The sequence below is a fragment of the Paenibacillus sp. Leaf72 genome, from assembly GCF_001422685.1.
Classification (GTDB): Bacteria; Bacillota; Bacilli; order Paenibacillales; family Paenibacillaceae; genus Pristimantibacillus.
Window position 1 is genome coordinate 448,075 of sequence record NZ_LMLV01000001.1, and the last position, 25,604, is coordinate 473,678.

Here is a 25,604-nt window from a genome sequence, read left to right on the forward strand (position 1 = left end):
CTATTCAGTAACATCGGTTATGTGCTTTTTTAGCAGTACATCAATTGGTTTGGATTTACCGCCCTGGCAAACGTTAGTTACAATCTTTTTCGGATGGCCTAATCGACCGATCACACCTGTCGTTTCCCATTTGCCTTTTGGGTTTTTCTGCACCATAATCCTAAGGTCAAAAAGTCGGTTGTTGTGCCGCAGTAAATGGATTCCATATTGAATGACATATTTTTCGCTTTTCGTTTTCTTATGGATGGAACTAGTCATACTATTAATGGAGTTGAACGTCCTTGTGACAGTATTTAGTTGGTATTTATAAGAACCTTGCCCTAGCATTTCCACACCTATGATGCCCTTGCCACCAGTTCCCCTATTTGGCTTGACATAGACCATTTTGTACTTGTTTTGTAACGATTTGCTTACATTCTTTTTTAATTATAAGTCCAACCATATTCAGCCGACCCCTTTTACATAATGAGTATCCGTATCAAAGTATGTGCCTTTACTAAAGGCTGCTTGTGCTAATGTCCGTAGCATAGGGGCTGATTGGTGTGTACATTAGTCACTATATCTGAGGAGGTGACTTCTGCAAATGCAAATATCGACTCATCAACTAGCAAAAGGCACTAAGTTCGAAACGCATATTACATTATCAAGGGTAACTCCGTGGGAAATACAGTCATGATAAAAGCGGGGGTACAAGAAGACGAAACGGCAAACATCCTAGCGGCAAAAAAACTGTTGGATTTACTACAGAAGGACATCCTCCACATCGAAAACGGAATGTTGATTATCGTTCCAATCGTTAATCAGATCGCCTATAAACGGCGTATCAGGGATATTCCCGATTTGAATCGGACAATCCTGCGTAAACCCAATCAAGCAGCGAGTCACCCACTTTCGGCCGCATTATTTCGGTTAACGACTGAGTAGTATATTGATCTACATGAAGCTAGAGGCATTTTTCGGTCCGTGTCCAGCTTCACCAGCACGAGCAAACAGCATGCGATGAGTGCGATCCAAATCTGTTACGGCGTAGTCAATGTAGCCACCCTTCTTGATTTCTTCTGCCGTCAAAATTTTCTTGACCTTCCGCTGAACCTTTGGGTTCTCTACGCTTTCGACTGGATTCTTCGGTATCTCGCGTTCGACCTCGTAAAGATAATTGAAAAACACTTTGATGTTGCGAACGTAATTTGCAATGGTTGTCATTGACACTTCTTTTTTTGTAGTCGTTGCGATTCTCTGGGTGGTTTTTGTCTTTTGACTCAGCATTGTTTACGAGTGCGCACTTGCTCCTCTAAAGAACATACTTGATGTATTGTCGAACATGACCCGACTGAACTTTTTTAACATCTTCATCTGGAATTCTTCAAGCAAGTACTTTCCGAACAGCTTCAACGTCTGCTCATAACTTGCCAAGGTTTTACGCGAAAGGTTTTTGGATGAACAGTAAAGCATGAAATTATCCAGTTGAAAGTCAAAATCGATCATAAGAAATACCACTTATTTATTGGTTTCGAAGAACCAATAAATAAGTGGTATCAGTTGGTTTGCTATTCAAAAGTTTATCGGCTCAAATTACCCATTTTCGGATATTTATAGCCATCCCTGTTTTTGACATTGACACTCTCAAACCCTTGATACAACAGCAATTAACTCACCTTATGCTCAATCCGCAGCTTATCGGCAACCATCGCGATAAATTCAGAGTTCGTTGGTTTCGACTTGCTAATATTAATCGTATAGCCAAACAGGTGGCTGATGCTGTCGATGTTGCCGCGCGTCCAAGCGACTTCAATAGCGTGGCGAATCGCTCGTTCGACGCGGGAAGGTGTCGTTTTGAATTTTTCGGCGATTGCTGGATATAGCGTTTTTGTAATCGCACCCAAAATTTCGATATTGTTATACACCATTGTGATAGCTTCGCGCAAATACTGGTAGCCTTTAATATGAGCAGGCACGCCAATTTCATGAATGATACTTGTAATATTGGCATCCAGATTTTTGCCTTTAGCAAGCGGAACAACATTCGATTTCACTGTTGACGAACTCGAATTGTAAGAAGATGATGCCGAGTACGAAGAATTCCCGAACAGCTGGCGAATCCGGTTAGCCAAAATATCCATATCAAATGGCTTAAGAATATAATAAGAAGCACCCAATTGAACTGCTTTTTGTGTAATATTTTCTTGACCAAAGGCGGTCAACATAATGATTTTAGGCATTGGCGAGATATTCATTTCCCGCAAGCGCTCCAAAACGCCAAGTCCGTCCAAATGAGGCATAATAATATCAAGAATGAGTACATCCGGTATTTTACGGGATTCTTCCAAGTGCCTCAGCACTTCTTCACCGTTATACGCTACACCACTCACATTCATATCACTTTGATCGGATATGTATTCCGATAACAAATTAGTAAATTCTCTGTTGTCATCTGCCAATAATACATCAATTTTTTGCAAGATATTATCCTCCCTCAAATGATAATCCAATTTTCACTCTTGAACCTTCCCCTAGTTGTCTTGAGTAACATTTTCGACACGCTGATATAAATTCCTTCTGTCGAAAATTATTTTTCTTTATTTTTTTTCGCAATACCGTTATACTGATTATTTATTTACAATTAGCGCTTCGTTTCGCTGAGTTTCGACAAAAGAAGGTGTCCAACAAAAGTAAAACAACCGCCTGCAGCGTATTCGCTCCCTGCCGCTGGCGGTTGTTTTTATGCTGCTGTTTGACTGCCTTGCTGCAATGTAGATTTTAATAACACCCCTGCATCTTGAAGCATCCATTCAATGAAACATCCATAACCCGATGTAGGGTCATTTACGAACACATGGGTCACCGCTCCAACCAGCTTGCCATTTTGAATGATGGGGCTGCCCGACATACCTTGTACAATGCCACCTGTTTTATCAAGTAGACGCTTGTCCGTTATTTTAATAACCATTCCTTTAGTTGCCGGACTGTTCTGCTTCATAACATGAGCAATTTCAATATCAAATTTCTCAACCTTTTGACCATTTACTACGGTATAAATTTGAGCGGTGCCTTCAGCTACTTCCTCAGCAAAAGCAACCGGCATCGCATTGCTGTTATAGCTGTGGGTAGGATTTTCATTCATTTTGCCAAAAATGCCAAATGGGGTGTTTCGTTCCACATTGCCCAGCACTTTACTTTCCTTCACAAAATGGGCCCTTTTTTCGCCTGGCTCACCATTTTGGCTTTTGTTAATCGACGTTACGCTGGATTGAAGAATTTGGCCATCACCAACTTCAATAGCTGTTTGCGTGTCCATATCTGTAATGACATGTCCAAGCGCGCCGTAAACGCCCTGATCAGGGGCATAAAACGTCAGTGTGCCTACACCGGCAGCTGAGTCGCGTATATAAAGCCCTAGCCGCCACGTTCGATCCTCAGCATCATAAGAAGGATTCAAAACGGTTTTGCCTAAATGCCCGCCTCGCTTATATACAATATCAAGCGCTTTCTTGTTGTTGCCTGCATGATCAACGAGTTCTGCAACTTTCCTAACTTCAGAAACCTTTTGACCATTGATCTTGACGATTAAATCGCCCAGACGCAATCCTGCGAGCTCACCTGGAGATTGTTTACTGCCATTCTGACTAGTCACTTGATGATGACCGACGACTAAAATTCCGGCTGACTTCACCTTGACCCCAATGGTTTGACCACCAGGAATGACCTTTAAATCAGGTACAACATTGACTTTCACCGTCTTGAAAGGAATTTTACCGAATAATTTCACTTTCATCCTCGTCTCGCCGCTTTGCTGCGAATGTAAGGATAGCGGTTCGTTCAAATTGACTGATAAAGACCGGGTCGATGAGCCATTCACTTGAAGCATACGCGGGTCCACCGTAACTTGAGCATGAACAGGAACTCCATATTGTAATCGTTTCGATTGGCCAGTGAACAAACGCAGTTCATTCGGGATTGAGGCTAAGTGCTGAAACGGTGTGGAGAAGCCTACCATGCAAATCAAAATCACGAGAACCAGACCGAACCATCTCTTCCTCTTGCTGGAGTTCAATGATTTCACGCTCCCTGTAATTCCATCGCATGACGATAAAGGATTAATCGCCATTGGCGTACCTTTAAGTTACCCCGCCCCCACCGTTTTATGACCACAAAAAACTTCCCTTAATGCCCTCCATTAGGCTCCTTTCTGCCGCAATGCCAAATCAAGCATTTCTTGTGCATGATGTCTCGTTTTCTCGGTCACTTCAACCCCGCCCAACATGCGGGCTAGCTCCTCTATTCGGGTATTGCTCATAATTTCTTTAATGGAGGTAGCTGTACGTTGATTAACGACTTGCTTGCGAATTTCATAATGGTGATCAGCCATACAAGCTACTTGCGGTAAATGCGTGATCGAGAAAATTTGGCAACGACGCGATAGTTGGGAAAGCTTCTCCGCAATCGATTGAGCTGCACGTCCGCTAACACCTGTATCCACCTCGTCAAATACGAGTACTGGAATTTGGTCATGCTCAGCAAATATCGCTTTCAGAGCCAGCATAACGCGCGACATCTCGCCGCCTGATGCGATTTTATTCAATGGCTTAAGCGGCTCTCCAGGGTTCGGAGCCAGCATAAATACCGCTTCGTCACAGCCATTGCTATTAAGCACAACAGCGGTTTCCTTTTGATCGTGCTGCTTGATTCTGTCCATTTGTACAGAAAAAATCGTGTTTGGCATTTGCAGTTGACGCAGCTCGCGCTCAATGGACTCAGCCAATCGTGTAGATGCATGATTGCGCAGCTTGGACAACTCCTCAGCAAGTTCAAGTGCTGACTTATACAACGTTGCTTCGCTATTACGCAGTTTTTCTAAATATTCATCGCGGTTTTCGATCTTGTCGCGTTCCACGACGATGCTTTTATAATAAACGAGAATATCCTCAATGCTCTCGCCATATTTGCGTTTCAAACCATGAATGAGATCGAGACGATCTTCGATAGTCGCAAGCTGCTCTGGATCTGATTCAATGGTATCTCTGTAATCTCTAAGTTGAAAAGCGGCATCCTCAGCTTGATAATATGCCGATTGGAGCTGTTCCAGCAATGGCCCGACAATAGTGGGATCATATGTCTGAATATCCGAAAGCTTAATAATCGCTTTGTTTAAAGCATCCAAGCCAGCATCGCCATACAATAAAGAATATGCTTCGGTTACATTGTCCATCCGTTTGCTGGCGAATTGCAGCTTGCGTTTCTCTTCAGCCAAGCTTTCATCTTCTCCAACCTTGAGCTGGGCGTTTGAAATTTCTTCGATTTGAAAACGGTACAAGTCCAGCATTTGCACATTATGGCGTGCTGAATCTTCAAGCTCACGCAGCGCCGCTCTTGCCTGCTGCAGCTCTTTATATACCGCTTTATAAGTCTGCTTGCGCTCAATGAGCAGGTCACCTGCGAACATGTCAAGCCATTCCAAATGCCTCTCTGTGCGCAGTAAAGATTGATGCTCATGCTGACCATGAATATTAACTAAGCATTCTCCAATTTCACGAAGCATCGTCATAGTAACCAGCTGTCCATTCACTCGGCTGCTGCTTTTGCCTTGGGAAGTGAGCTCACGACGAATGACGAGCATCTCGTCATGTGATGCCTCTACCCCTAGTCTCTCCAGCACATGCCATACGGGATGCATCCGCGGCAAATCAAACATCGCATCCATTTCCGCCTTCTGACAGCCATACCTGACCATATCTGCGGAGCCTCGCCCTCCAACAATTAAGCTAAGCGCGTCAATAATGATGGATTTACCCGCTCCCGTCTCCCCCGTCAAAACATGAAAGCCATGGTGGAACGAAACCGTCACCTGCTCAACTACAGCTAAATTTCGAATGGACAGCTCTCGCAACATAAACTGATGCCTCCTAAAATTGGTATGTTAGTTTAGTTCAACAGCTCCAGCAACCTTTCTACAACCTCATTGCTTTGAGCTTTCGTGCGGCAAATGATCAAAATCGTATCATCTCCGCAAATGGTTCCCATTACTTCCTGCCACTCCATATTGTCCAGCAGCGCGCAGATCGTATTGGCTGTGCCCGGCAAACACTTCATTACGACAAGATTGTCTGTGAAATCGATGTTCACGAAGTGATCGAGCAGTGCCCGCTTGAGCTTGTGAATCGGATTGATCCGTTGTTTCTCCTGCGGCAATGAATATCTGTATCGGCCATCCTCTGCTGGAACTTTAATGAGCATTAGCTCCTTAATATCACGTGATACTGTAGCTTGTGTTACCTGCAATCCGGTATTGCGAAGCGCTTCAACTAGCTCCTCCTGCGTCTCCACAACCTGATTCGTAATTATTTCCTTGATTTTAAATTGACGTATCCCTTTCATAAATAAAGCGCCTCCCAAACATGCTATTCTACAACTGAAAAACAACTTTTCTAATGGAGCGTTCCTTCACATTAATAAACAGGATGCCCTGGCATTTCGGCAGCAACAACGCGTATACAAGCAGCCTGTCTCTTATTCCGCTTCCCGTCCAATCCATCGGCATACGATCCCTTGCAGTCTTCACGATGTATAACTCTCCGTCAAGTTCTGCAATATAATCAATATACAAACGGCTGTCCAGTTCTTGGCCATCCAGGTCAATCTGAATGGGAATTCGGTGTTTGCCTGAGACGACATGATAGCCACTCTGTTCAAGAAACAAAATGTTCTCATCATTCGGATCAAGCGGGACACCTTTACCAAGCTTCAAGCGGTTGAAGGAGGCTGGCTCATGAAGCCAGCGATGAAACAATCGAAACAACCACAGGATTAACAAGGCTGAGGCAACTAGCATAATTAACCAGTCACCGTATTTGTCCATATGCAACCCTCCATCCAAAACATCCATATATGTAATGGTTCGAGATGGAGGGTGTATATTCCTGTCAATGTTTATAAAGCGAACGCATGTTTGGTTGAGTCCAGTGTATCAAAAAAGACCCAACTCTGTAAAGCAAAAAATAGGGGAACACCCGATCGCCTTAGCGATGCAGGCATTCCCCTCGCAGCTTGCTACTGTTTTTCAGCGGAAAAGGTGCCGCTCGCCTGCTTGACGAGCTCCATAATTGCCGCATCATCGGGAACCTGCTGATTAGGCTGGTTTTCCCAAATCCAGTAAGCCAAAAATTCAATATTGCCTTCTCCGCCTGTAATAGGAGAAAAGGAAAGATCACGCAGCGTATAACCCATCTCAGCGGCCGCCAGCGTTACATGCCTCAGCACCTCTGCATGCACCTTCGAATCCCTTATAACACCTGATTTCCCTACTTTATCGCGCCCTGCCTCAAATTGCGGTTTGATCAATGCCATCACGCCTGAGCCCGGATCAATCAATCCCGAAAGTGCAGGCAAAATGAGCTTCAATGAGATAAACGAAACATCAATGGTAGCAAAAGTAGGCTTGGGCCCAAGCAGCTCCTCAGGCTTCATATAACGGAAGTTAACACGCTCCATGACGTTCACGCGTGGGTCTTGGCGAAGCGACCAATCCAGCTGATTATAGCCGACGTCAATGGCATAGACGTATTCCGCTCCATTTTGCAAAGCGCAATCTGTAAAGCCGCCTGTTGAAGCACCAATGTCCAGCATCGTACGTCCAACGAGATCCAGCTCAAAGGCGCGAATTGCCTTCTCCAGCTTTAAGCCCCCACGACTGACATAGGCATGAATAGCCCCTTTTACTTTAATATCCGCCGTGCGGGCAACTTTCATTCCGCTCTTGTCGATCGGTTCGTTATCCACCAGAACAAGGCCTGCCATTAGCGCTTTCTTCGCCTTCTCCCTGCTTTCATAAAAACCGCGCTCGACGAGCAGCACATCTATTCGTTCTTTAGGTGTCGTCATTCTTTTACCTAGCCTTCTAATGCTGTCCGGTTACGCGCATTTTACTGCGAGGATGCATGTTTTTAAGCTCAGCTGCTATCCGTTCGCCCGTCAGGCCAACTTCAGCGCGCTGTTCTTTAATGGAACCATGTTCAATAAACTGGTCCGGAATACCAACGATACGAATCGGCAAACCATAAATGCCGCGCAGCGAATAAAATTCAAGAATCGCACTGCCCAAGCCGCCAAGCTCCGCGCCTTCTTCCAGCACGATGATGTTTTTACCTTCATTCGCAAGTGACAGAAGCATTTTCTCATCCATCGGCTTAATAAAACGTGCGTTTACAATGCGGACATTCATGCCGTCGCGCTTCAGCAGATCCGCTGCTTCTTCCGCCACTTGAAGCATGGGGCCAATAGCAATAATAACGGCTGAATCGCCTTCGCGAACCGTCTCCCATGAGCCTATAGGCAGCGGCAGAAGCTCAGCATCAATCGTTACGCCAAGTCCATTGATCCGCGGATAACGGACTGCAATCGGACCATCATTATAATCAACCGCCGTCTTCATCATCCGGCGAAGCTCATTTTCATCCTTAGGCATCATTAAGACCAGATTCGGCACATGGCGCAGGAAGGGAATATCATACACGCCATGATGGGTTTCTCCATCGGGACCTACAAAGCCTGCACGGTCGATAGCAAAAATAACATTCAGGTTCTGGCGGCAAATATCATGCACAACCTGATCATAAGCCCTTTGCAGGAAGGTAGAATAAACGGCAAATACCGGCTTCATTCCTTCGATCGCAAGTGCTGCAGACATCGTCGCCGCGTGCTGCTCGGCAATACCTACGTCGATCATGCGGCCTGGAAAACGCGCTGCGAATTCCATTAATCCCGATCCACCCGGCATAGCAGGTGTAACCGCTACGATACGCTTATCCTTCTCTGCGAGCTCAATCAGCACATCGCCAAATACTTGCGTATACATAGGCGAGCCAACGGCCTTGACGACCTGACCTGATTCGATTTTGTAGGGGGAGATGCCATGCCATTTATGGGAATCTGCTTCAGCAGGAGAGTAGCCTTTCCCCTTCACCGTCACGACATGCACAAGAACAGGGCCTGGAACTGAATCAGCCTGACGGAAAATATCAAGCAGCTGCTCCATATCATGCCCGTCAACCGGTCCTAAATAAGTAAGACCGAATTGTTCAAAAAGAATGCCCGTTACGAGCAAATATTTCAGGCTGTCTTTAAACTTTTCTGCCGTCTTGGCCAGCTTCCCGCCGACAGCAGGAATTTTGTTCAAGAAATGCTGCAGCTCTTCCTTCGCTTTCTGGTAATGGCGGTCTGAGCGAATTTTGCCCAAATATTGATGCATCGCGCCGACATTTGGCGCAATAGACATCTCATTGTCGTTCAGCACGACAATCATTTTCTTCTTTTCATGGCCGATATGATTAAGCGCCTCGAAGGCCATGCCGCCAGTCAAGGCTCCGTCGCCAATGACGGCTACGACACGATTGTCTTCGCCTTTAAAATCTCGCGCCATCGCCATGCCGATTGCTGCAGAAAGCGATGTGCTGCTATGTCCAGCTTCCCACACATCGTGCTCGCTCTCGTCGCGTTTCACAAACCCGCACATGCCTTTATATTGACGCAACGAATCGAAGCGATCCATGCGCCCTGTTAAAATTTTATGCACATAAGATTGATGGCCTACATCAAATACAAATTTGTCATTCGGGCTGTCAAATAAATAATGCAGAACGAGCGTTAGCTCCACAACTCCAAGATTGGAAGCAAGGTGACCACCCGTAACGGAAAGCTTCTCAATGAGAAACTGGCGCACTTCGCTTGCAAGCTGCTCCAGCTCTTTCTTGGATAACCCTTTTAAATCCTGAGGCCCGTTTATATGTTCAAGCAGCACAGTACTTCCTCGCTTTCGCGAACAGCAGCCTTCACTGTTCAATAGACGTCAAAATATTTAAACTATTATAACATAGGCATTGTTTTTTTCCCAATCCCCAAGGCATTAGAGCGAATTAATGATCCCTCTGCACCAGATAATCGGCGATTTGCAGCAGTCTGTCCGGTGCTGCAAGTCCTGCATCAAGCACAGCCGACTTCGCGTCCTGCGTCAAACGCTCTACTTGAGCCTTGCTCTCCTCAAGCCCCATCAGATAGGGATAGGTTACTTTTTGTTGCTCGACATCGCTGTTCGTCTTCTTGCCAAGCTTGCTCTCATCGCCAATCAAATCTAGAATGTCATCTTGAATTTGAAAAGCCAGCCCAATATTGCGGCCATATTGCTCGAGCAGCTTGATTTGCGCTTCTGTAGCACCGCCAATACGTGCGCCAGCTGTAACAGAGAACACAACCAAATCTCCGGTTTTGTGCAAATGAATATATTCAAGCTCTGCAAGCGACGTGATGCCCTGCTCACCCAGCATATCTGCTACTTGCCCGCCAACCATGCCTCTGGCTCCGGCAAGCATTGCCAAATCTTCCACGATATCGAGTGCAACCTGTGCACTGACTCCACCAGCTTTAGCCGCTTTAGGAATTAAATGAAACGCATGGGTCAGCAGCGCGTCACCAGCCAAAATCGCCATCGCCTCTCCGTACACCTTATGATTCGTGAGCTTGCCGCGGCGGTAATCGTCATCATCCATCGCTGGCAAATCATCATGGATTAAGGAGTACGTATGTATGCATTCAATTGCGCATGCAACAGGCAAAGCTTTGCTCACCGTATCTTCATTACCGCTAATAGCCTCAGCTACTGCAAGCACAAGAGCGGGCCGCAAGCGTTTTCCACCTGCTTCAAGGGAATACATCATGGATTCACGGAGCTTATCCGGAACCTGCCACTGCGCAGGCAGCACTTCGGTCAGTGCTTGTTCTACGATGGCGGCGCATTGCGCCAAATAGGATTTTACCAAAACCGTGTCGCTCAAGCGTTATTCTCCTTTGTCTTCGCTCGGTGGAGCAAACGTTTTTTTCTGAAAGCCCTGCTCTGTCTCAATAAGTGTCTCGATCTTCTGCTCCACCTGCTCCAGCTTGCCACTGCACAGCTTCGACAGACGCATGCCCTCTTGAAATAGATCAATCGCTGTTTCCAGCGGAACATCGCCGTTTTCAAGCTTTTCTACAATCGTGTCAAGCTGCTCCATTGCCTGTTCAAAACTAAGCTCGGCTGCTTCCTTTTTTGCCACTGCTGCTCTCTCCTTCCAACGACGATACTTCGCAGGTCATCTGCCCATCTGCTAGTTTAACCTTTACGGTATCCCCTGCCTTCACATCTGCTACTGACTTGACCAAGCGCTGCTCCGATTCTTCATAAACTAACCCGTATCCTCTCGCCATTACCTTCAGCGGACTAAGCGCATCAAGCTGGCGTATGGAGCTATGAAGCTTAAGCTGCTTCTCCTGCAGCGTTTGCTGGATAATCTGTTCCAGCCGTTTCGAAGTTCCTTTGAGCCTGCTTGCCGCAAACTGCACGCGCTGCCCTGGATGATGCCCGGCAAGCGTCGCTTGCAAACGCTCCAGCCTGCTTCGCCCGCGGTGTGCTGCCTTTTGCGTCCGCTGGCGCAAGCGTTCCTCCAGCAGATCAAGACGCTGCGCCTGCTCCAGCAAATATTTGCGAGGATAAAGAAAAAATGGCGAACGGCGCACACGCGCAAGCTGCTCCTTGCGGCTGCGAATGACCTGGCGCAGCGATTGCTCCAATTGCTGGCGCTGCCTGCTTAAATGCTTCTCCAGCTCGGCTGCATGCGGTACAGCCAGCTCGGCCGCTGCCGTAGGCGTCGCCGCCCGCAAGTCTGCAACGAAGTCAGCAATCGTGTAATCGGTCTCATGGCCGACGGCGCTAATGATTGGAATAGCGGATGCCGCTATGCTGCGCGCTACCTGCTCTTCATTAAACGCCCAGAGCTCTTCAAGCGAGCCGCCGCCGCGCCCTACAATTAATACGTCGATTTCTCCAAAACGGTTCATTGCTTCTATCGCATGTGAAATGGAAGGTGCTGCTTGCGCTCCTTGCACTAAAACCGGATAAACATAAATACGCGCAGCAGGATAGCGGCGCTGCAGCGTAATCATCATATCGCGGACTGCTGCCCCTGTCGGCGAAGTAATCAGACCGATCGCCCCAGGAAAGCGTGGAATCGGGCGTTTGCGCTCAGCGGCAAACAGCCCTTCTTTCTCCAGCTTGCTCTTCAGCTGCTCGAAAGCGAGGTACAAGCTCCCAATACCATCTGGCTGCATGGCAGAAACATAAAATTGATAGTTGCCATCCCGCTCATAGACAGAAATGTTTCCGCGCGCCATCACTTTAGCGCCTTCACGAGGAATAAAAGGCAGCCGCTGGTTATGCGATGCAAACATGACGCATTTCAACCGACTGTCTTTATCCTTGAGTGTAAAATACATATGGCCGCTGGAATGATGCGTAAAATTAGATATTTCTCCGCGCAGCCATACATCGCCAAGCACAGCGTCCGAGTCCATTTTCATCCGGATATATCGGTTAATGTCCTTTATCGAATAAACCCGCGGCTGTTCTTTCATCGCCTTACTCTCCGATTCCGTTTGCGCGTTTGGCTGCCTTAATCGTGTTCTGGATCAGCATCGTAATCGTCATCGGACCAACGCCGCCCGGTACTGGCGTAATATAACCAGCTGTTTCCAGGCAATCCTCGTAATCCACATCGCCCGCCAGCTTGCCATCAGGCAAACGGTTAATGCCAACATCAATAACGACTGCTCCTGGCTTCACAAACTTGCTGTCAATCGCTTTCGCTTTGCCAATGGCTACGACAAGAATGTCCGCCTGCTTTGCGATCTCTTCCATGTTGGCTGTTTTGGAATGGCAGATCGTCACCGTGGCATGCTCTCTAAGCAGCAGCATTGCGACAGGCTTTCCGACAATATTGCTTCTTCCAATGACAACGGCATGCTTGCCTGCAATATTAACGCCGCTGCGTTTAATCAGTTCAATAACGCCCGCTGGCGTACATGGCAGCAAGCTGTCATCGCCTATTACGAGATTACCCACACTTTCCGGATGGAAGCCGTCTACGTCCTTTTCCACGCGAATCGCGTCGATAACGGCTTTCTCGTTAATATGTTTAGGCAGCGGCAGCTGCACCAAAATACCATTAATGGTATCCTGAACATTAAGCTTGGCGATCAGCGCCAAAACTTCCTCTTCCGATGCCGATTCAGCCAGTCGGTGAACCTCGGAATATAACCCCAGCTGCTGGCAGGCTTTTTCCTTGGAACCGACGTATACTTTAGAAGCAGGATCATCTCCAACCAATACAACTGCAAGACCCGGAACAACACCCTTTTCTTTAAGCGAAGCTGTATCTGCCCCAATTTCCTCACGAATAAGATCCGAAATCTGTTTGCCTAAAATGATATGTGCGCTCATAATGTGTCGCTCCCCTTCTTGCCGACCGGCCTTCTGTGCCGGCGGTTTCCTAGTTTGTATGATCAGGCTCGGCTTTCAGTTGCTCAAGTCCGCTAATCAGCTTGCCTAACACGCCATTTACGAACTTGCCAGACTCTTCCGTGCCAAAATGCTTAGCGAGTTCAATTGCTTCATTTATAACCGCTTTCGGCGGTACATCGTTGCTGAATACCATCTCAAAACAAGCCAGACGCAAAACCTGGCGGTCTACCCGAGAAAGCCGGTCTACCTGCCAGCCAGTCAAATGATCCTGCAGCATGTCGTCAATCGCCGCTTTGCGCTCCGCGACGCCCATCACAAGCTGTCTTACAAAATCATCATCCGTATTGCCAATATCCCCTGGCTCCGCGCCGATTTCGTTGGCAGAATGCGCCTCTTCAAGAAGCATGTCTACCGCTTCGTCAGCAGTAACTTCATTCATTTCCATCTGGTACAAACTTGATACTGCAATTTCTCTCGCTAATCTACGTTTCATGGGACCTCCAAAGCAGTTGCACTGCTTACTGAAATTTATTATTGCTAGCGTAAACGGCTTTCGCCCTTAACATATCGACAAAGCCTATTTCGCGGTAAAATAGAAGCCCATTATAAGCATTTCACTTATAAAGCCTTAGAACTTCAAAAAAACCTATGATCTCCTCCCTGCCTCGAACAACCGGCAATCCGGCTTCCGGAGAACGGAGGAGACCACAGGATTATCTAAACGGGCGAAATCTTTCCATTAGTACGCTCCACACTTGCTGCCATGGAGCGGCCGGATCCTGCCGCAAGTCTTTCTTTTTGCCTATCCAATACCCAACTGAAATGAGCAGCATAAAAACCAGCATATCCCAAAAACCTGCAAACAAATACACGAAGCCAAAAAAGAGTCCTGCTGCTGCGCCAATTGTCCGCTTTCCGTAATGAACCCAAAATTCCCTCCACATCCGCTAGCCCACCTCTATTCCACGCGACTCTTGTACATGCCTGTCTGAATGACATTCGCCACAAATACCGTCACATTTGAAACCGGTATCCCTGTAATATCCTCAATATGGCTTTTGACAGCAAGCTGAATCTCTTCCGTGAGCGTTGGGATTGAGCTTTCTCCATCAACAAACACGCGAAGCACAATGTCAAGGCCAGAGTCGGAAGTACGAATGCGCGCACGCAAATCTTTAACCCCGCGACGCTTGGAAGCTGCTTTGAGAGCTAGATTTTCAATCGTTTCAATGGAAATGCGAATGTCGCCAAAATCTGTCCGTTGATCAATTGAAGGCGGAGCTGCAGAACCTCGATGCAAGGAAACAATAAAAAATCTCAAGCTGAGCAAAAACAATACAATCCCAGCAATCATAATGGAAATCTGAATCGATGGCTGCTCAAACATGCGGTCTAAAGCCGTAAGAAGCGCTCGCTTCGAAATCCAATTAAAGCCAATACATGCGATCATAATGGAAGCGGCACCGATTACGATGCTATAAATAAACAATAGCAGCTTGTCCACAATTCTAAACAATGCAAATGCCTCCTCCGGGCAGACCGAATGAAAACCCCCTTGCGCCGAGCGGCATGCCGATCACGAGGGGGTTATAGTCAATTCTCTTCCATGCAGTTATTACTTGACGCGCAGCAGTTGGTCTTCCTCTACCGGCTTCTCAGCAGCTTTGAAATGAACATCGTGAATATGTACGTTCACTTCAATAACATGAAGACCTGTCATCGTTTCAATCGAACGTTTCACATTACGCTGAATTTCCGAAGCGATTTCTGGAATGCGGTTGCCATATTCCACAATAATGGATACATCAATCGCCGCCTCACGCTGTCCAACATCAACTTTAACGCCTTTAGACAAATTTTTACGGCCAAGCATCTCTGCGATTCCACCTGCGAAACCGCCGCTCATGCCAGCTACACCAGGCACCTCAACTGTAGCCAGTCCAGCAATGACTTCAATAACCTCGGGTGCGATTTGAATAACGCCAATGTCCGTTTTCTCATACTCCGTTGCTGTTGTACTCATGATAGCTTTACACCTCCCTAAAGTTGCGCGTCCCGCCCTGCATCGGACGGGTAAAGCTTCCGCATCTTATTTCTATACTATATCATTCGCCATGAAATATGACAAACCATTACAGATTGTCCCCAGCTTTTGCCGCAGCCTGCTCTGGATGGAAAACATCATATTCCTCGAGGAACTTGATATCAAAATTTCCTTCAATAAACTTTGGATGCTCCAACAGTTTTTGATGGAAAGGAATCGTTGTTTTTATGCCTTCAATCGCGAATTCAGACAAAGCTCGCTTCATGCGGGCAATCGCTTCCTCACGCGTTCTTCCCCAAACGATCAGCTTGGCAATCATGGAGTCGTAATGCGGCGAAATCGTATAACCCGGATAAACCGCGCTGTCGACCCGCACGCCCGTACCGCCCGGCGCCAGATAGAACGGAATGTGTCCAGGAGACGGCATAAAATTGCGCTCGGAATCCTCGGCATTAATCCGGCATTCTATCGACCAGCCATTAATCGCAAGATCTTCCTGCTTAAAGGAAAGAGGATTGCCTTCTGCTACGGAAATCATCTCTTTTATCAGATCGACATTCGTTATCATTTCTGTAACGGGATGCTCGACCTGAATCCGAGTATTCATTTCCATAAAATAAAACTGGCCGTCCGGCCCAAGCAAAAATTCAAGCGTACCTGCACCTGAATATTGAACGGAAAGCGCTGCGCGAACAGCCGCTTGTCCCATCGCTTCACGAAGCTCAGGAGACAAAACTGGACAAGGCGCTTCTTCGACCAATTTCTGGCGACGACGCTGAACCGAGCAATCGCGTTCAAAAAGATGTACAGCATTGCCATGCTTGTCCGCCATTATTTGAACTTCGACATGCTTCATGCCTGTCAAATATTTTTCTAAATAGACGCCTGCATTGCCGAAAGCTTTCTGAGCTTCCTGCTGCGCCGTCGTAATTTGCTGAACGAGCATTTCCTCGCTGTCAGCAATACGGATGCCTTTGCCGCCGCCGCCTGCTGTCGCTTTAATAATAACGGGATAGCCGATCTGACGTGCAACTTCAACCGCTTCTTCCATTGTCTCAATGAGGCCTTCAGAGCCGGGGATAACCGGAACGTTCGCCTGCTGCATCGTTTGCTTGGCTACCGCCTTGTCGCCCATTTTGCTAATCGCCTCAGGCGAAGGCCCTATAAACGTAATGTTGCACGATTCGCAAAGCTCCGCAAAATTCGCATTTTCAGCAAGGAAGCCATAGCCTGGGTGAATCGCATCGCATTCCGTTATAGTAGCAACGCTCATCAGGTTCGTTAAATTCAGATAGCTGTCCTTCGACAAAGTAGGACCGATGCAATAAGCTTCATCTGCAAGGCGCACATGGAGCGAATCGCGATCCGCCTCCGAATAAACGGCTACGCTTGCAATGCCGAGTTCGCGGCAAGCCCGAATAATACGCACGGCGATTTCGCCGCGGTTGGCAATAAGGATTTTTTGGAAATTCACATTGTTACTCCTTTCAAATGGCTAGTTCTCCCAGAAGGAGCAATGCTGTTATTCCGGCTTCACCAGAAATAGCGGCTGCCCGTATTCCACCAATTGGCCATTCGTTACAAGCACTTCGACGATTTCGCCGCGCACTTCCGCTTCCAGCTCGTTCATTAGCTTCATCGCTTCCAAAATGCAAACGACGCTTTTCTCGGATACGCGATCGCCTGGTTTTACGAATACCGCAGCATCAGGGCTTGGCGAGCTGTAAAACGTACCAACCATCGGGGAAGTGATTTGGTGCAAATTCTCACTTGCAGCGCGCGCTGCAGGCGTCTCAGACGCTGTAGACTGCGAAGCTGGCTCAATAGCAGGTGCCTGTGTGTAAACGGGAGCAGGCTGCTGTGAATATGTATGCGTTAGCGGGGCTGCTTGCACATTGACGACTTCCGTTTTCCCGGGCTTGCGAATTAGCAGGCGAGTCCCTTCGTTTTCGATTTCCAGCTCATGAACGGAGGTTTGATCGACCAGCTTGATCAATTCTTTAATCTCGCTCAATTTGAACATGAATGTTTCACTCCTTAAAGTTTTGCGGTAGCAAAACCGCTTCGTAAGCATCCGCTTAGTTTTGCGGTAGCAAAACCGCTTCGTAAGCATTCGCCTAGCTTTGCGGCAGCAAAACCGCATAGTAGCTTAGCTTGCATTGTTCACTTTTATTAATGGGCACAATAACGTTTAACATTATATCATAAACGCTGAGGAACACGAATTATTTTTTACAAATGCATAAAATAACCCTTAAACAGCCGCCTGTTCCCTTCGTAAAAATCGTTTTAAGCACTCTATAGCTTCAGTCGCTGTATTAAGAATAATGGGCGAGGCAGGCAAAAATTGAACTGCCCATCAATAAAAAACGCAGTCCAGGCAATAAAATCATAGCCTGAACTCCGCTCTTTTTTGATCATGAGGATCAAATGGAAAATAAAGAAGGAAACTGCCGGATAATTCCGTTCGTCATGACATCTGCCATTCCCATTGCCTGCGATTCGATGGGATCGCTTAGGGCGACGTTTTGCTCATAGTTTTTTGCGAGTCGTGCCGCTACTTCGCCCGTAAGCAGTCTAAGATGCTCATCGAGCATCCTCTTCCATTCCTCTTTGGACCAATAAGGATTTATTTGGCCCAGGAAGTCGGCAATGGCTTCTGCATTCATATACCAGCGTTTTTGTGCATCCGCTGCCGCTGCGCTATCGCCAGCCTGGAGAGCCTTGACGAGTTCAGCTGCAATGACAAGATGCTCCCTCAGCAGTTCGGCAAACTTTGCCGCAATCACCCTGCCATACAAAGGTTCAAGCAACGCTGCAAAGTCTGTAGCGTTCCTTAGCAGCCTAGCCGTCGTTGCTTGTTCGTCACCAAGGCGGTCAACAATGCTGTTCACCGTCAATCTTGTCCAGTACACATGCTGTACCCACAATGTCCGCAGTTTGCGGTTCAATTCCATGCTGGATGATGTCCAGCATGCAGGATGAAGCGATTTGGCCATTTGATGGGGATGGGTAGGATAATAGCGATACATAATGTGTCGTAGCTCCTTTTTATTTTTTTACATTATATAGGCGCAGGGCGAGTGTCGTGCACGATCGGGCATAAGAAAAATCCCGGAAGCGCCAGCTTAACTGACTTCCGGGATTTTCTGCTCAGGCAACGATTAATTAAGGTACAAATTGCACCGATACCTGATCCGCATTGATTTCCATTTTTTTCATAACGAGATCCACAATATCAGCTGCTTGATTTTTCTCCAGCTTCTCGCTCGCTACGACGACTTTATAAACGTTGTTTTCTTCATCTACAATGGCGGATTCATAATTTTGCATCAGCTGCTCTTCTAGCTCTGTCAGCTTTACATTTTTTTCTTCAAGCATGGACAGCTGTTTTGCCGCTTCAGTGGATTTTTCTTTATCTACCTGCGTATTTGCGATATCTGCCATCAGCTTATCAAGCTCCTCGTTGTTTTCCTGCGTCCGCTTCTCCTGAATATCGGCGAATACGCTCGTTGCGGCCCCCCCTTGCTCATACTGCTCCAGCACCTCTTTGTCAGTCTCGCTCACTCCATTGTCCGCTCCTTGCTGCACCTCATCCACAACGATGCCGCTGCCCGCTGCCTCAGTCGCACCTTGTCCCACCGTCTGCTCGAGCTGCGAGTTGTCTGTCAGCAAATCTGGCGAGCTTGCATCCTGCGTAAACAAGTAATAGGCGGACAGTACCACCATCAAGCTGAGCATCGATACGAGCCAAATCGTTTGTCTTTTCGTGTTCATGTGAACACCCTCCTCAAAATGGTATAAAAGCTAATCTACTGCTTCCTTGGTGCAACAGAAATGCGGGATGCCGCGACATTTACGCCTTTTTCGACCGCATCTATAATTAAACGCCTGACGGTTACGTTTTCCGCCCCCTTGGCTACGATAAGGACACCGCGAATGCGCGGGTTGATCGTCTTTTTAATAATCGGCTTCTGATCGCCGGACACCTCGACGAGTACAACCTCGCCATCCTTGTTAATCGCCGTAATATGCCGTTTGCCCCCGTTTTTGTCATTCTCGTCTGTAACCGACTGCGTCTCCTTCTCGTTGCGTTCAACGACGATTTCCTCTGTTGAATCAATGGTGACCAGAACATCCACCTCGCCAACACCGACGATTTTCTCCAAAATTTCCTTCAGCCTCGCCTCCAGCGGCTGCTCCACCGCTTCGAATGAGGCTCCTTCATGCGAGCCTGGGCTGGTCCAGGCCGTGTCATCTACTGACTGCAGATTTTGCCCCTGCCCCTGTACGGAAGGCTCAACCTTGTTATAGGTGAGAAAAGAATTAATCAGCATCAGCAGCGCTCCAACACAGCCGATAATGAGCAGGAGGCGCAGCATTTTTACTCGCTTCGGTCCCCCAGGGCCTCCGCCCGCCATCGCTTCCAGCTTCTCCAGCCACTTCGCCACCTGTCATTATCGCTCCTTTCGCTTCACTTTTCTCCGCGAATGCTTGCCGGCTGGCGAATAATGATGGCCTCGGGAGATAAACCCCAGCCCTCGGCGAGCACAGCTCTCGTCTGCTTGTCAAGCTCTGCGTTTACGGGCTGCCATAACGGTTCATCCGCAGCACTCTGCGCTTCTGATGAATGATTCGGCCCAGTCTCCAGCAGCTCAGGCACCATAACCTCAACGCTCACTGGCTCCACTGCTTCGACCTGTCTATTTCCCTCCTGTACTTCCTGTGTTGAATTCGCATCCGCAATTGCAGGAGATCCTCTCGGCGAGGCTGCCTCTTCTTCAGGAAGCATCTGAGGAAACGTCACTGTCACCGTATCCATATCGACCATCTCAACATCCCCTTCCTTGATCCATTTTAGTTTGACTTCAACCGAGCTTGCCGTCTGGCCCGTATAGCGAACGATTGCGGTTTCCATCGCTTTGGAAAGCGTACTGCCGGTCAGGCTAGCCGCCTGCTGCTGCTGCTTGCGTTTAAGCTCCTCCGCCTGACGCTGAATGTCGGCAAGCGTTGGCATTTTCACCTGCCGCTGCGCCGTGCTCATCTCCCATTGCTGGATGCCCGCGCTCAGTCCCGCCGTTACGTCGCCTTGCAGCAGGCGAAGCAGTGGAGACAGCAGCGTCAGCAGAACAAGAAGGCCGATAACAAGTCTGGCATAGCGCAGCATCGCCCTGTTGGGCAGCAGCAGCTCGGTGCATACAGCGAGCATTATGACAGCGATAATGTCACGCAGCCACTCGCCCAGCCAAGCTACCATGCGATTCGCCCCCTTTTTGTCAAAGCATCCCGTTTACCGCACCATCATTGCTGCATTTCCTGCTGTCAGCACGATCGTGACGGCCAGGAAAAACATTAAGCTGACGGCAGCCAGCGCAGCAAACACATAGATCAGCGTCTTGCCAATCGTTTGCAGGCAGGCCACAATCGGTGAATCTCCCAGCGGCTGCATGACGGCGGCGCATACATTGTAAATTAGCGCCAGCGTCAAAATTTTGATTGCGGGAAAAGCACTGATAAACAGCAGCATAATGACGCCAGCGAGCCCGATTGCATTTTTCGCCAGCATGGAAGCCGATATGACGGTATCCGCAGCATCCGAAAACATGCGCCCGACGACAGGAACAAAATTGCCTGTGACGAACTTGGCCGTTCGCATCGTTACACCGTCGGTCACCGCTCCCGTTGCTCCCTGCACTGAGACGACACCGAGGAAAATCGTAACCAGCGCGCCTAAAATGGTAATGCTGATGCTGCGCAGCAGATTGGCAAGCTGGGTCACCTTGAAACGCTCGGTCATGGCGCTGACGATATGCAAAATGGCCGAGAAAAACAACAGCGGGAATACGAGCGTATAAACAAGCGTGCCTACGACATGAATCATAAAAATAATGAGCGGATGCAGCACCGACACCGTCATGACATTGCCCATCGACGCAAGCAGCGCGAGCAGCAGCGGAAGCATCGCCAGCATGAATTGGATCATGCTTTCTATCGCTTCCTTCGCATAGCCGATCGCTACATTAAAGCTGTTGACCGTGATGATAAGGATGACCATAAAGGTAATGGAATAAGCTACCTTGCTGACCGCATTGCGCTCGAAGGCGCTTTGCAGCGTTTCCAGCATCATGCTGAATACGGTAAGCGTGACGATTGTGACCAGCAGCTTGCCATTGTAGAGCACCTCGTGCAGAAAATAAGACAGCAGCCCTTTCAGCACCGTTTCCAGCTTGAGCCCTTCTCCGCCCGGCAGCAGCATTTGGGCAAAGCTCGGCAGCTTCTGCTCAGGGAAAAATCCGCCATATTCGTTTTTGAGCTCGTTCCAGTATTTCTCCACCGCATCCGTATCCATATCGTTCAGCCCGCTGCCGGTCAGCTGACCGAGTGCGGCTTGCGCCTGAGCCTGCTGTGTTTGCTGCTGCTGCAAGGACTGCGATTGCTGGCTTTGCTGAGTCTGCTGCGACTGATAGGTTTGTGGAGAAGACGTTGGCTGTGAAGCTAGCTGCTGATAAGAAGCCTGTTCCGACTGCCAAGCTGAAGTTGACACACCTTTCGCTGCAGCCTCTGAGCTTGGCACAAGCAGCAAAAAGTACAATACAGCAGCTAACAGCGTAAACCAAACGGCGTTCGACGGATAGGAGCTGCCAGCAAGCTTTATCCTCAACTGGCTCCTCCTCCTGTCGGCAGCAGGTTGATGACCGTTTCGATAATGACGCTGATGATCGGCACCGCCATGACGAGAATTAATATTTTGCCAGCGAATTCGATTTTCGACGCAATGCTTTCCTGTCCGGCATCCCGGACAATTTGAGCGCCAAATTCAGCGATGTAGGCAATGCCGATTATTTTCAGCACCGTCTTCAAATAAATAGAAGGAATGCCGGAGCGATTCGCCAAATCAGTAAGCACCGCGATGACGGAATCGATTTTGCCAAGCAGGAACAGAAAAATAAAGAGGCCGGTAAATGCCGCAAGCAGGAAAGCGAACAGCGGCTTTTGCTCTCGAACGACAAGGATGAGGACTGTTGCAATCAGCCCAAGACCGACGATTTGAATGATTTCCACTTCGCTTCACCTACTTGCGGCTTCTCTTCAAGCTAGTTACTGGAACAGAAAAATCGTTTTAATTTCCTGAAACAGCTCGTTCAGCATACGCACGACCATAAACAGCACTACAACAAAGCCGATTAATGTCACCCAATGCGCCATATCTTCCTTCCCCATCTGCTTAAGCACCGTATGAATCATCGCGATGATAATTCCGATACCGGCTATTTGGAAAATGGCGCTCACATCCATATTCATTTCCGCGGCACCCCATTAAACCATCAAAATAACGAGCAGCACGGCGATTAAAACGCCGAGGCTTTTCCACATCGTCTCATACCTCGCCTGGTCTTCCCGCGCCGAATCTTCCTCCGCCTTCAGTTGAATGAGCGCCAGCTTCAAATGCTTAAGCTGGTCCTCACGGTCGCTAATACCGAGCGTTGAGCCAAGACGGATCAACACCGCCTGCTCGCTTGCCCGCATGGCTGTAGTTCCCCAAACCTCGCGAACCGCCCGCTCCCAGCTTTCTGGAAAAGAAAGCCCTTCATCGCTTGCAAGCCCTTCTGCAGCCAGCATCAGCATCCGGTTTAGTGGAGCCGGAACAAAAGCCGCGGTTCGAGTCAGCGCCTCCGGCAGCGGTGTATGCCCGTAGCCAATTTCCGTTTCAAGCCTCTGAAGCGCGTGAGCAGTATGGCGAAGCTGGCGGGGTCTAGCGGCAAAACGCGCCGCCTGCTGAAAGCCAAGCATCGTTCCGGCGAACAAAATCAGCAGCGCGCCAAGCAGCTTCAGCACATGGCATCGCCCCGCATCAGCCCGGAAAACAGCGGCGCAGCATCTTCGGCTAAACGCGGTACTGCTGCCGTTGGCTCGCGCGCCGCCCAGCCTCTTACGCAAGCTTCTGCCGTAAGCACCCGGTGCATAATGCCCGAAGGCGTTCGGCGCAGCTCGACAATAAGGGCGAAAGCCCCTTCCTCTAGCAGCGAGCGCAATACAGGCCGCCCTCTGGCATCCTCGGCATCATACGCATGAGCTGTCGCTATGACGCTGACACCGGCATGGCTGGCTTCCCGAATCGCCTCGCCATCCTCGGGACGTCCAATCTCATCTGCAATAATGACATCGGGCGACATCGAGCGCAGCAGCATCATCATTCCTTCTGCCTTGGGGCAAGCATCCATGACGTCGGAGCGCGGGCCAATATCAAAGGTTGGAATGCCGCGGACACAGGCGGCTATTTCCGAGCGCTCGTCCACGATTGCAACTTTTCTGCCCGCCCAGCTTGCAGCATCCCCGCCTCCCCATAACCCGTAGCTGACGGATCTTGCAATGTCGCGAACGAGCGTCGTCTTGCCCTGCTGAGGAGGGGCCAGCAGCAGTGTGGAGCGGATCGTTTTGCGCGATCGGTCCAGCAGCTTCGGCATGAGCGGGGTCGCTGAGCCGGGTACCTCCCTGGCAATCCGAATATTAAAGGCGCCTATTTCACGAATGCCGCGGACACTGCCGTTATCGAGAACGGTACGCCCTGCAAGTCCAACCCGATGACCGCCTGCAACTGTAATGAAGCCCCGCCTGAGCTCCTCTTCCATGGCATACAAGGAGTAGTTGGTCATCCGCTCCAGCAGCTTGCGGCAAAGGTCAGCAGTAGGCTTGTACGCTCCGCCTGCTTGGGTTAAGAGCGTGCCGTCGTTTGCAGCGAAACGCGATTGGCCTGCCATGCCAATTTCCAGCGGGCGCCCTTCGCGAATCCGTATCTCTTCCAGCTGCTCCTGAACCTGCGCAGGGAGCCGTTCCAATATCGCTTTCAGCTCTAGCGGCAACAAATGCGTAATACGGCTAAGCATGCGTTCATCACTCCCGGATGTTTGTCCTTAGTCCTCTTATATGTATGCTTGGCCAGCTAAAATATGTCCAACTGGATCGAAAATGCTAGATTAGAATTTATTTAACTAGGAGCAGACCGCCTCTTATAGCGAGAACGGCAGCTAAATATATAAAAAGGCCTTCGTTCTCGGGTACAGCGCCGATTCTCGTTATTTTTTCAAAATACCAATCATTAAACATAGAATGCCAGCTGCTACCCAAGCAAATTTGCTATAGGACAGCTTGTCTGCAAGCCCTACCAAACCAATCGTCGTCGTCGCAATCAAAATCAGCGGCCCTACTAGCGCCAAAGAGGAATTGACGAGAAGCGCCTTGTCGATCTGATTGAGTTTAAGCATAATAATAGCTGCGCAAATTTCGATGGTTCCCGAGGCAAAGCGCAAGGATGCCATTGCCAGCACGATTTTATTCAGCATAAAAATCCACCTCCACCCTTGTCCAGCCGACCTGTTTCTAGCTTATGCAGCAGACTACGGCATTCATGACCGCTGCACTTGGGACACATGCCTAGAAGAAGGTGCATATATTGCAGGCATAAGGCTATGAGAAGCTAAGGCAAAGAAAGGCGGATAACGACATGCAAGTTGAGGTCATATCAAGCGTGAATGAAGCCAGCCAGGCGCGCTTTCATCATAAAACAGCCATCGTTGTCGATGTATTACGGGCTGGCAGCACGATTGTGATGGCGCTTGCGGCCGGGGCCGAAGCCATCGTTCCGGTAGAAACAGTTATGGAGGCTAAAGCAGCGCAGCAGCAGGGGGATTTACTAGGGGGGGAACGATTTTGCCGCAAAATATCCGGCTTTGACCTTGGCAATTCTCCTGATGAATATGAAGCGAATACGGTTCGCAACCGACGTATTATTTTGACCACAACGAACGGAACGCGCGCGCTGCAAAAATCCGCCCGTGCCGATTACGTATTGACAGCCGCGCTAATGAACGCTGCTGCCTGCGCCCGTGCGGCGCTCGCGCTGCGGCGCGATGTCGTCATTTTATGCGCAGGCTATAATGATGCTTTCGCTGCCGAGGATGGCTATGGCGCCGGACTGCTGCTTGAGCGGATGATGCAGGCAGGCATAAATGCTTTGGAACTGGACGACTTCGCAATCGCTATGCTCGGCTTCTACCGCAGCCGCAGTTCTGATGCGCTCGAAACACTCGCCTCCGGATCCACAGGCAAGCGGCTGCTCAAGCTTGGTCTCCAGCGGGATATTGAAGCATGCGCAGCCGTCGATATTTATAAAGACGTTCCCGTACTGCAAGGAGAGAAGCTCGTGCTGTTGACGCGCTGAATCGCTAATAAAAATAAAACAGC

General features: G+C 48.8%; 30 protein-coding genes and 1 pseudogene. 2 read left to right on the forward strand and 29 right to left on the reverse strand.

The genetic code is table 11. The annotated features are described in order from the left end of the window. Positions 1–396 (reverse strand): annotated as a pseudogene (locus ASF12_RS02000) (YheC/YheD family protein); the annotation flags it as partial. Positions 397–672: 276 nt separating this feature from the next. Between ASF12_RS02000 and ASF12_RS36465 the strand changes: the two are divergent. Continuing rightward, entirely contained in the window at positions 673–924 is a 252-nt protein-coding gene (locus tag ASF12_RS36465) for a succinylglutamate desuccinylase/aspartoacylase family protein (protein WP_056028960.1), read from the forward strand. 9 nt (positions 925–933) lie between these two features. Here ASF12_RS36465 and ASF12_RS02010 read toward each other — a convergent pair whose 3' ends face one another. From ASF12_RS02010 to ASF12_RS02150, 28 genes are all read right to left on the reverse strand, one after another. Next, a complete protein-coding gene (locus ASF12_RS02010; RefSeq protein WP_056028963.1) occupies positions 934–1,203 on the reverse strand; it encodes a hypothetical protein in 270 nt (89 codons plus the stop codon). Between the two features lie 443 nt (positions 1,204–1,646). Beyond that, entirely contained in the window at positions 1,647–2,459 is an 813-nt protein-coding gene (gene spo0A, locus ASF12_RS02020; protein WP_056028967.1) for a sporulation transcription factor Spo0A, read from the reverse strand. A gap of 260 nt (positions 2,460–2,719) precedes the next feature. After that, on the reverse strand, positions 2,720–4,051 hold the full coding sequence (gene spoIVB / locus ASF12_RS02025; protein WP_200931578.1) for a SpoIVB peptidase: 1,332 nt from the start codon (positions 4,049–4,051) through the stop codon (positions 2,720–2,722). Positions 4,052–4,174: 123 nt separating this feature from the next. Beyond that, positions 4,175–5,887 carry a DNA repair protein RecN gene (recN, locus tag ASF12_RS02030; RefSeq protein ID WP_056028971.1) on the reverse strand — a complete coding sequence of 571 codons (1,713 nt, stop codon included), beginning with the start codon at positions 5,885–5,887 and terminating at the stop codon, positions 4,175–4,177. Between the two features lie 32 nt (positions 5,888–5,919). Then, positions 5,920–6,372: a transcriptional regulator AhrC/ArgR gene (gene ahrC / locus ASF12_RS02035; protein WP_046231955.1), complete on the reverse strand. Its 453-nt coding sequence runs from the start codon at positions 6,370–6,372 to the stop codon at positions 5,920–5,922. 28 nt (positions 6,373–6,400) lie between these two features. Beyond that, entirely contained in the window at positions 6,401–6,853 is a 453-nt protein-coding gene (locus tag ASF12_RS02040) for a hypothetical protein (protein WP_056028973.1), read from the reverse strand. 191 nt (positions 6,854–7,044) lie between these two features. Next, complete coding sequence (locus ASF12_RS02045) at positions 7,045–7,875, reverse strand: TlyA family RNA methyltransferase (RefSeq protein ID WP_056028976.1); 831 nt, start codon at positions 7,873–7,875, stop codon at positions 7,045–7,047. Between the two features lie 16 nt (positions 7,876–7,891). Further along, positions 7,892–9,790 carry a 1-deoxy-D-xylulose-5-phosphate synthase gene (gene dxs, locus ASF12_RS02050; RefSeq protein WP_056028978.1) on the reverse strand — a complete coding sequence of 633 codons (1,899 nt, stop codon included), beginning with the start codon at positions 9,788–9,790 and terminating at the stop codon, positions 7,892–7,894. Positions 9,791–9,905: 115 nt separating this feature from the next. Then, positions 9,906–10,820, reverse strand: a complete 915-nt coding sequence (locus ASF12_RS02055) for a polyprenyl synthetase family protein (protein WP_056028980.1) — start codon at positions 10,818–10,820, stop codon at positions 9,906–9,908. Positions 10,821–10,823: 3 nt separating this feature from the next. After that, complete coding sequence (gene xseB, locus ASF12_RS02060; protein ID WP_150131581.1) at positions 10,824–11,078, reverse strand: exodeoxyribonuclease VII small subunit; 255 nt, start codon at positions 11,076–11,078, stop codon at positions 10,824–10,826. Then, positions 11,050–12,432, reverse strand: coding sequence for an exodeoxyribonuclease VII large subunit (xseA, locus tag ASF12_RS02065; protein ID WP_056028982.1), 1,383 nt, complete (start codon positions 12,430–12,432; stop codon positions 11,050–11,052). The genes xseB and xseA overlap by 29 nt, the downstream gene beginning before the upstream one ends. Before the next feature lie 4 nt (positions 12,433–12,436). Next, entirely contained in the window at positions 12,437–13,297 is an 861-nt protein-coding gene (gene folD, locus ASF12_RS02070) for a bifunctional methylenetetrahydrofolate dehydrogenase/methenyltetrahydrofolate cyclohydrolase FolD (RefSeq protein WP_056028984.1), read from the reverse strand. 49 nt (positions 13,298–13,346) lie between these two features. Further along, entirely contained in the window at positions 13,347–13,811 is a 465-nt protein-coding gene (gene nusB / locus ASF12_RS02075) for a transcription antitermination factor NusB (protein ID WP_046231948.1), read from the reverse strand. A 220-nt stretch (positions 13,812–14,031) separates the two neighbouring features. Beyond that, the gene (locus ASF12_RS02080; protein ID WP_056028986.1) at positions 14,032–14,262 is read right to left on the reverse strand and encodes a DUF2273 domain-containing protein; all 231 of its coding nucleotides are present in this window, start codon (positions 14,260–14,262) and stop codon (positions 14,032–14,034) included. A gap of 14 nt (positions 14,263–14,276) precedes the next feature. After that, the gene (gene amaP / locus ASF12_RS02085; RefSeq protein ID WP_056028988.1) at positions 14,277–14,834 is read right to left on the reverse strand and encodes an alkaline shock response membrane anchor protein AmaP; all 558 of its coding nucleotides are present in this window, start codon (positions 14,832–14,834) and stop codon (positions 14,277–14,279) included. Between the two features lie 99 nt (positions 14,835–14,933). Continuing rightward, a complete protein-coding gene (locus ASF12_RS02090) occupies positions 14,934–15,341 on the reverse strand; it encodes an Asp23/Gls24 family envelope stress response protein (protein ID WP_046231945.1) in 408 nt (135 codons plus the stop codon). Positions 15,342–15,450: 109 nt separating this feature from the next. Then, positions 15,451–16,836 carry an acetyl-CoA carboxylase biotin carboxylase subunit gene (gene accC, locus ASF12_RS02095; RefSeq protein ID WP_056028990.1) on the reverse strand — a complete coding sequence of 462 codons (1,386 nt, stop codon included), beginning with the start codon at positions 16,834–16,836 and terminating at the stop codon, positions 15,451–15,453. 48 nt (positions 16,837–16,884) lie between these two features. Then, entirely contained in the window at positions 16,885–17,385 is a 501-nt protein-coding gene (gene accB, locus ASF12_RS02100; RefSeq protein WP_046231943.1) for an acetyl-CoA carboxylase biotin carboxyl carrier protein, read from the reverse strand. Between the two features lie 403 nt (positions 17,386–17,788). Further along, positions 17,789–18,394 carry an acetylglutamate kinase gene (locus ASF12_RS02105; RefSeq protein ID WP_081418566.1) on the reverse strand — a complete coding sequence of 202 codons (606 nt, stop codon included), beginning with the start codon at positions 18,392–18,394 and terminating at the stop codon, positions 17,789–17,791. Positions 18,395–18,530: 136 nt separating this feature from the next. Continuing rightward, the gene (locus ASF12_RS02110) at positions 18,531–19,139 is read right to left on the reverse strand and encodes a SpoIIIAH-like family protein (RefSeq protein ID WP_056028992.1); all 609 of its coding nucleotides are present in this window, start codon (positions 19,137–19,139) and stop codon (positions 18,531–18,533) included. 35 nt (positions 19,140–19,174) lie between these two features. Further along, positions 19,175–19,813 (reverse strand): stage III sporulation protein AG, encoded by a 639-nt coding sequence (gene spoIIIAG, locus ASF12_RS02115; protein ID WP_056028994.1) that lies wholly within the window; start codon positions 19,811–19,813, stop codon positions 19,175–19,177. A 23-nt stretch (positions 19,814–19,836) separates the two neighbouring features. Continuing rightward, entirely contained in the window at positions 19,837–20,619 is a 783-nt protein-coding gene (spoIIIAF, locus tag ASF12_RS02120) for a stage III sporulation protein AF (protein ID WP_056028996.1), read from the reverse strand. Positions 20,620–20,652: 33 nt separating this feature from the next. Next, complete coding sequence (spoIIIAE, locus tag ASF12_RS02125; RefSeq protein WP_235533014.1) at positions 20,653–22,023, reverse strand: stage III sporulation protein AE; 1,371 nt, start codon at positions 22,021–22,023, stop codon at positions 20,653–20,655. After that, positions 22,020–22,424 (reverse strand): stage III sporulation protein AD, encoded by a 405-nt coding sequence (gene spoIIIAD, locus ASF12_RS02130; RefSeq protein ID WP_056028998.1) that lies wholly within the window; start codon positions 22,422–22,424, stop codon positions 22,020–22,022. The genes spoIIIAE and spoIIIAD overlap by 4 nt, the downstream gene beginning before the upstream one ends. Before the next feature lie 36 nt (positions 22,425–22,460). Further along, positions 22,461–22,664: a stage III sporulation protein AC gene (spoIIIAC, locus tag ASF12_RS02135; protein WP_046231940.1), complete on the reverse strand. Its 204-nt coding sequence runs from the start codon at positions 22,662–22,664 to the stop codon at positions 22,461–22,463. Between the two features lie 15 nt (positions 22,665–22,679). Next, entirely contained in the window at positions 22,680–23,198 is a 519-nt protein-coding gene (spoIIIAB, locus tag ASF12_RS02140; RefSeq protein ID WP_056029000.1) for a stage III sporulation protein SpoIIIAB, read from the reverse strand. Then, complete coding sequence (gene spoIIIAA, locus ASF12_RS02145) at positions 23,192–24,247, reverse strand: stage III sporulation protein AA (RefSeq protein ID WP_056029002.1); 1,056 nt, start codon at positions 24,245–24,247, stop codon at positions 23,192–23,194. Before spoIIIAA ends, spoIIIAB begins: the two co-directional genes overlap by 7 nt. A gap of 189 nt (positions 24,248–24,436) precedes the next feature. Further along, on the reverse strand, positions 24,437–24,703 hold the full coding sequence (locus ASF12_RS02150; protein ID WP_056029004.1) for a YqhV family protein: 267 nt from the start codon (positions 24,701–24,703) through the stop codon (positions 24,437–24,439). Positions 24,704–24,864: 161 nt separating this feature from the next. Between ASF12_RS02150 and ASF12_RS02155 the strand changes: the two genes are divergently transcribed. Further along, a complete protein-coding gene (locus ASF12_RS02155; protein WP_056029006.1) occupies positions 24,865–25,581 on the forward strand; it encodes a 2-phosphosulfolactate phosphatase in 717 nt (238 codons plus the stop codon). Positions 25,582–25,604: the final 23 nt, after the last annotated feature.

What these genes read in the sequence shown, in the direction of transcription:
- ASF12_RS36465 (WP_056028960.1), top strand. Translation starts at nt 673, where the DNA reads ATGATAAAAGCGGGGGTACAAGAAGACGAAACGGCAAACATCCTAGCG.
- ASF12_RS02010 (WP_056028963.1), bottom strand. Translation starts at nt 1,203, where the DNA reads ATGACAACCATTGCAAATTACGTTCGCAACATCAAAGTGTTTTTCAAT.
- recN (WP_056028971.1), bottom strand. Translation starts at nt 5,887, where the DNA reads ATGTTGCGAGAGCTGTCCATTCGAAATTTAGCTGTAGTTGAGCAGGTG.
- ahrC (WP_046231955.1), bottom strand. Translation starts at nt 6,372, where the DNA reads ATGAAAGGGATACGTCAATTTAAAATCAAGGAAATAATTACGAATCAG.
- ASF12_RS02040 (WP_056028973.1), bottom strand. Translation starts at nt 6,853, where the DNA reads ATGGACAAATACGGTGACTGGTTAATTATGCTAGTTGCCTCAGCCTTG.
- ASF12_RS02045 (WP_056028976.1), bottom strand. Translation starts at nt 7,875, where the DNA reads ATGACGACACCTAAAGAACGAATAGATGTGCTGCTCGTCGAGCGCGGT.
- xseA (WP_056028982.1), bottom strand. Translation starts at nt 12,432, where the DNA reads ATGAAAGAACAGCCGCGGGTTTATTCGATAAAGGACATTAACCGATAT.
- folD (WP_056028984.1), bottom strand. Translation starts at nt 13,297, where the DNA reads ATGAGCGCACATATCATTTTAGGCAAACAGATTTCGGATCTTATTCGT.
- nusB (WP_046231948.1), bottom strand. Translation starts at nt 13,811, where the DNA reads ATGAAACGTAGATTAGCGAGAGAAATTGCAGTATCAAGTTTGTACCAG.
- ASF12_RS02080 (WP_056028986.1), bottom strand. Translation starts at nt 14,262, where the DNA reads ATGTGGAGGGAATTTTGGGTTCATTACGGAAAGCGGACAATTGGCGCA.
- ASF12_RS02090 (WP_046231945.1), bottom strand. Translation starts at nt 15,341, where the DNA reads ATGAGTACAACAGCAACGGAGTATGAGAAAACGGACATTGGCGTTATT.
- accB (WP_046231943.1), bottom strand. Translation starts at nt 17,385, where the DNA reads ATGTTCAAATTGAGCGAGATTAAAGAATTGATCAAGCTGGTCGATCAA.
- ASF12_RS02105 (WP_081418566.1), bottom strand. Translation starts at nt 18,394, where the DNA reads ATGTATCGCTATTATCCTACCCATCCCCATCAAATGGCCAAATCGCTT.
- ASF12_RS02110 (WP_056028992.1), bottom strand. Translation starts at nt 19,139, where the DNA reads ATGAACACGAAAAGACAAACGATTTGGCTCGTATCGATGCTCAGCTTG.
- spoIIIAF (WP_056028996.1), bottom strand. Translation starts at nt 20,619, where the DNA reads ATGGTAGCTTGGCTGGGCGAGTGGCTGCGTGACATTATCGCTGTCATA.
- spoIIIAC (WP_046231940.1), bottom strand. Translation starts at nt 22,664, where the DNA reads ATGAATATGGATGTGAGCGCCATTTTCCAAATAGCCGGTATCGGAATT.
- spoIIIAA (WP_056029002.1), bottom strand. Translation starts at nt 24,247, where the DNA reads ATGCTTAGCCGTATTACGCATTTGTTGCCGCTAGAGCTGAAAGCGATA.
- ASF12_RS02150 (WP_056029004.1), bottom strand. Translation starts at nt 24,703, where the DNA reads ATGCTGAATAAAATCGTGCTGGCAATGGCATCCTTGCGCTTTGCCTCG.
- ASF12_RS02155 (WP_056029006.1), top strand. Translation starts at nt 24,865, where the DNA reads ATGCAAGTTGAGGTCATATCAAGCGTGAATGAAGCCAGCCAGGCGCGC.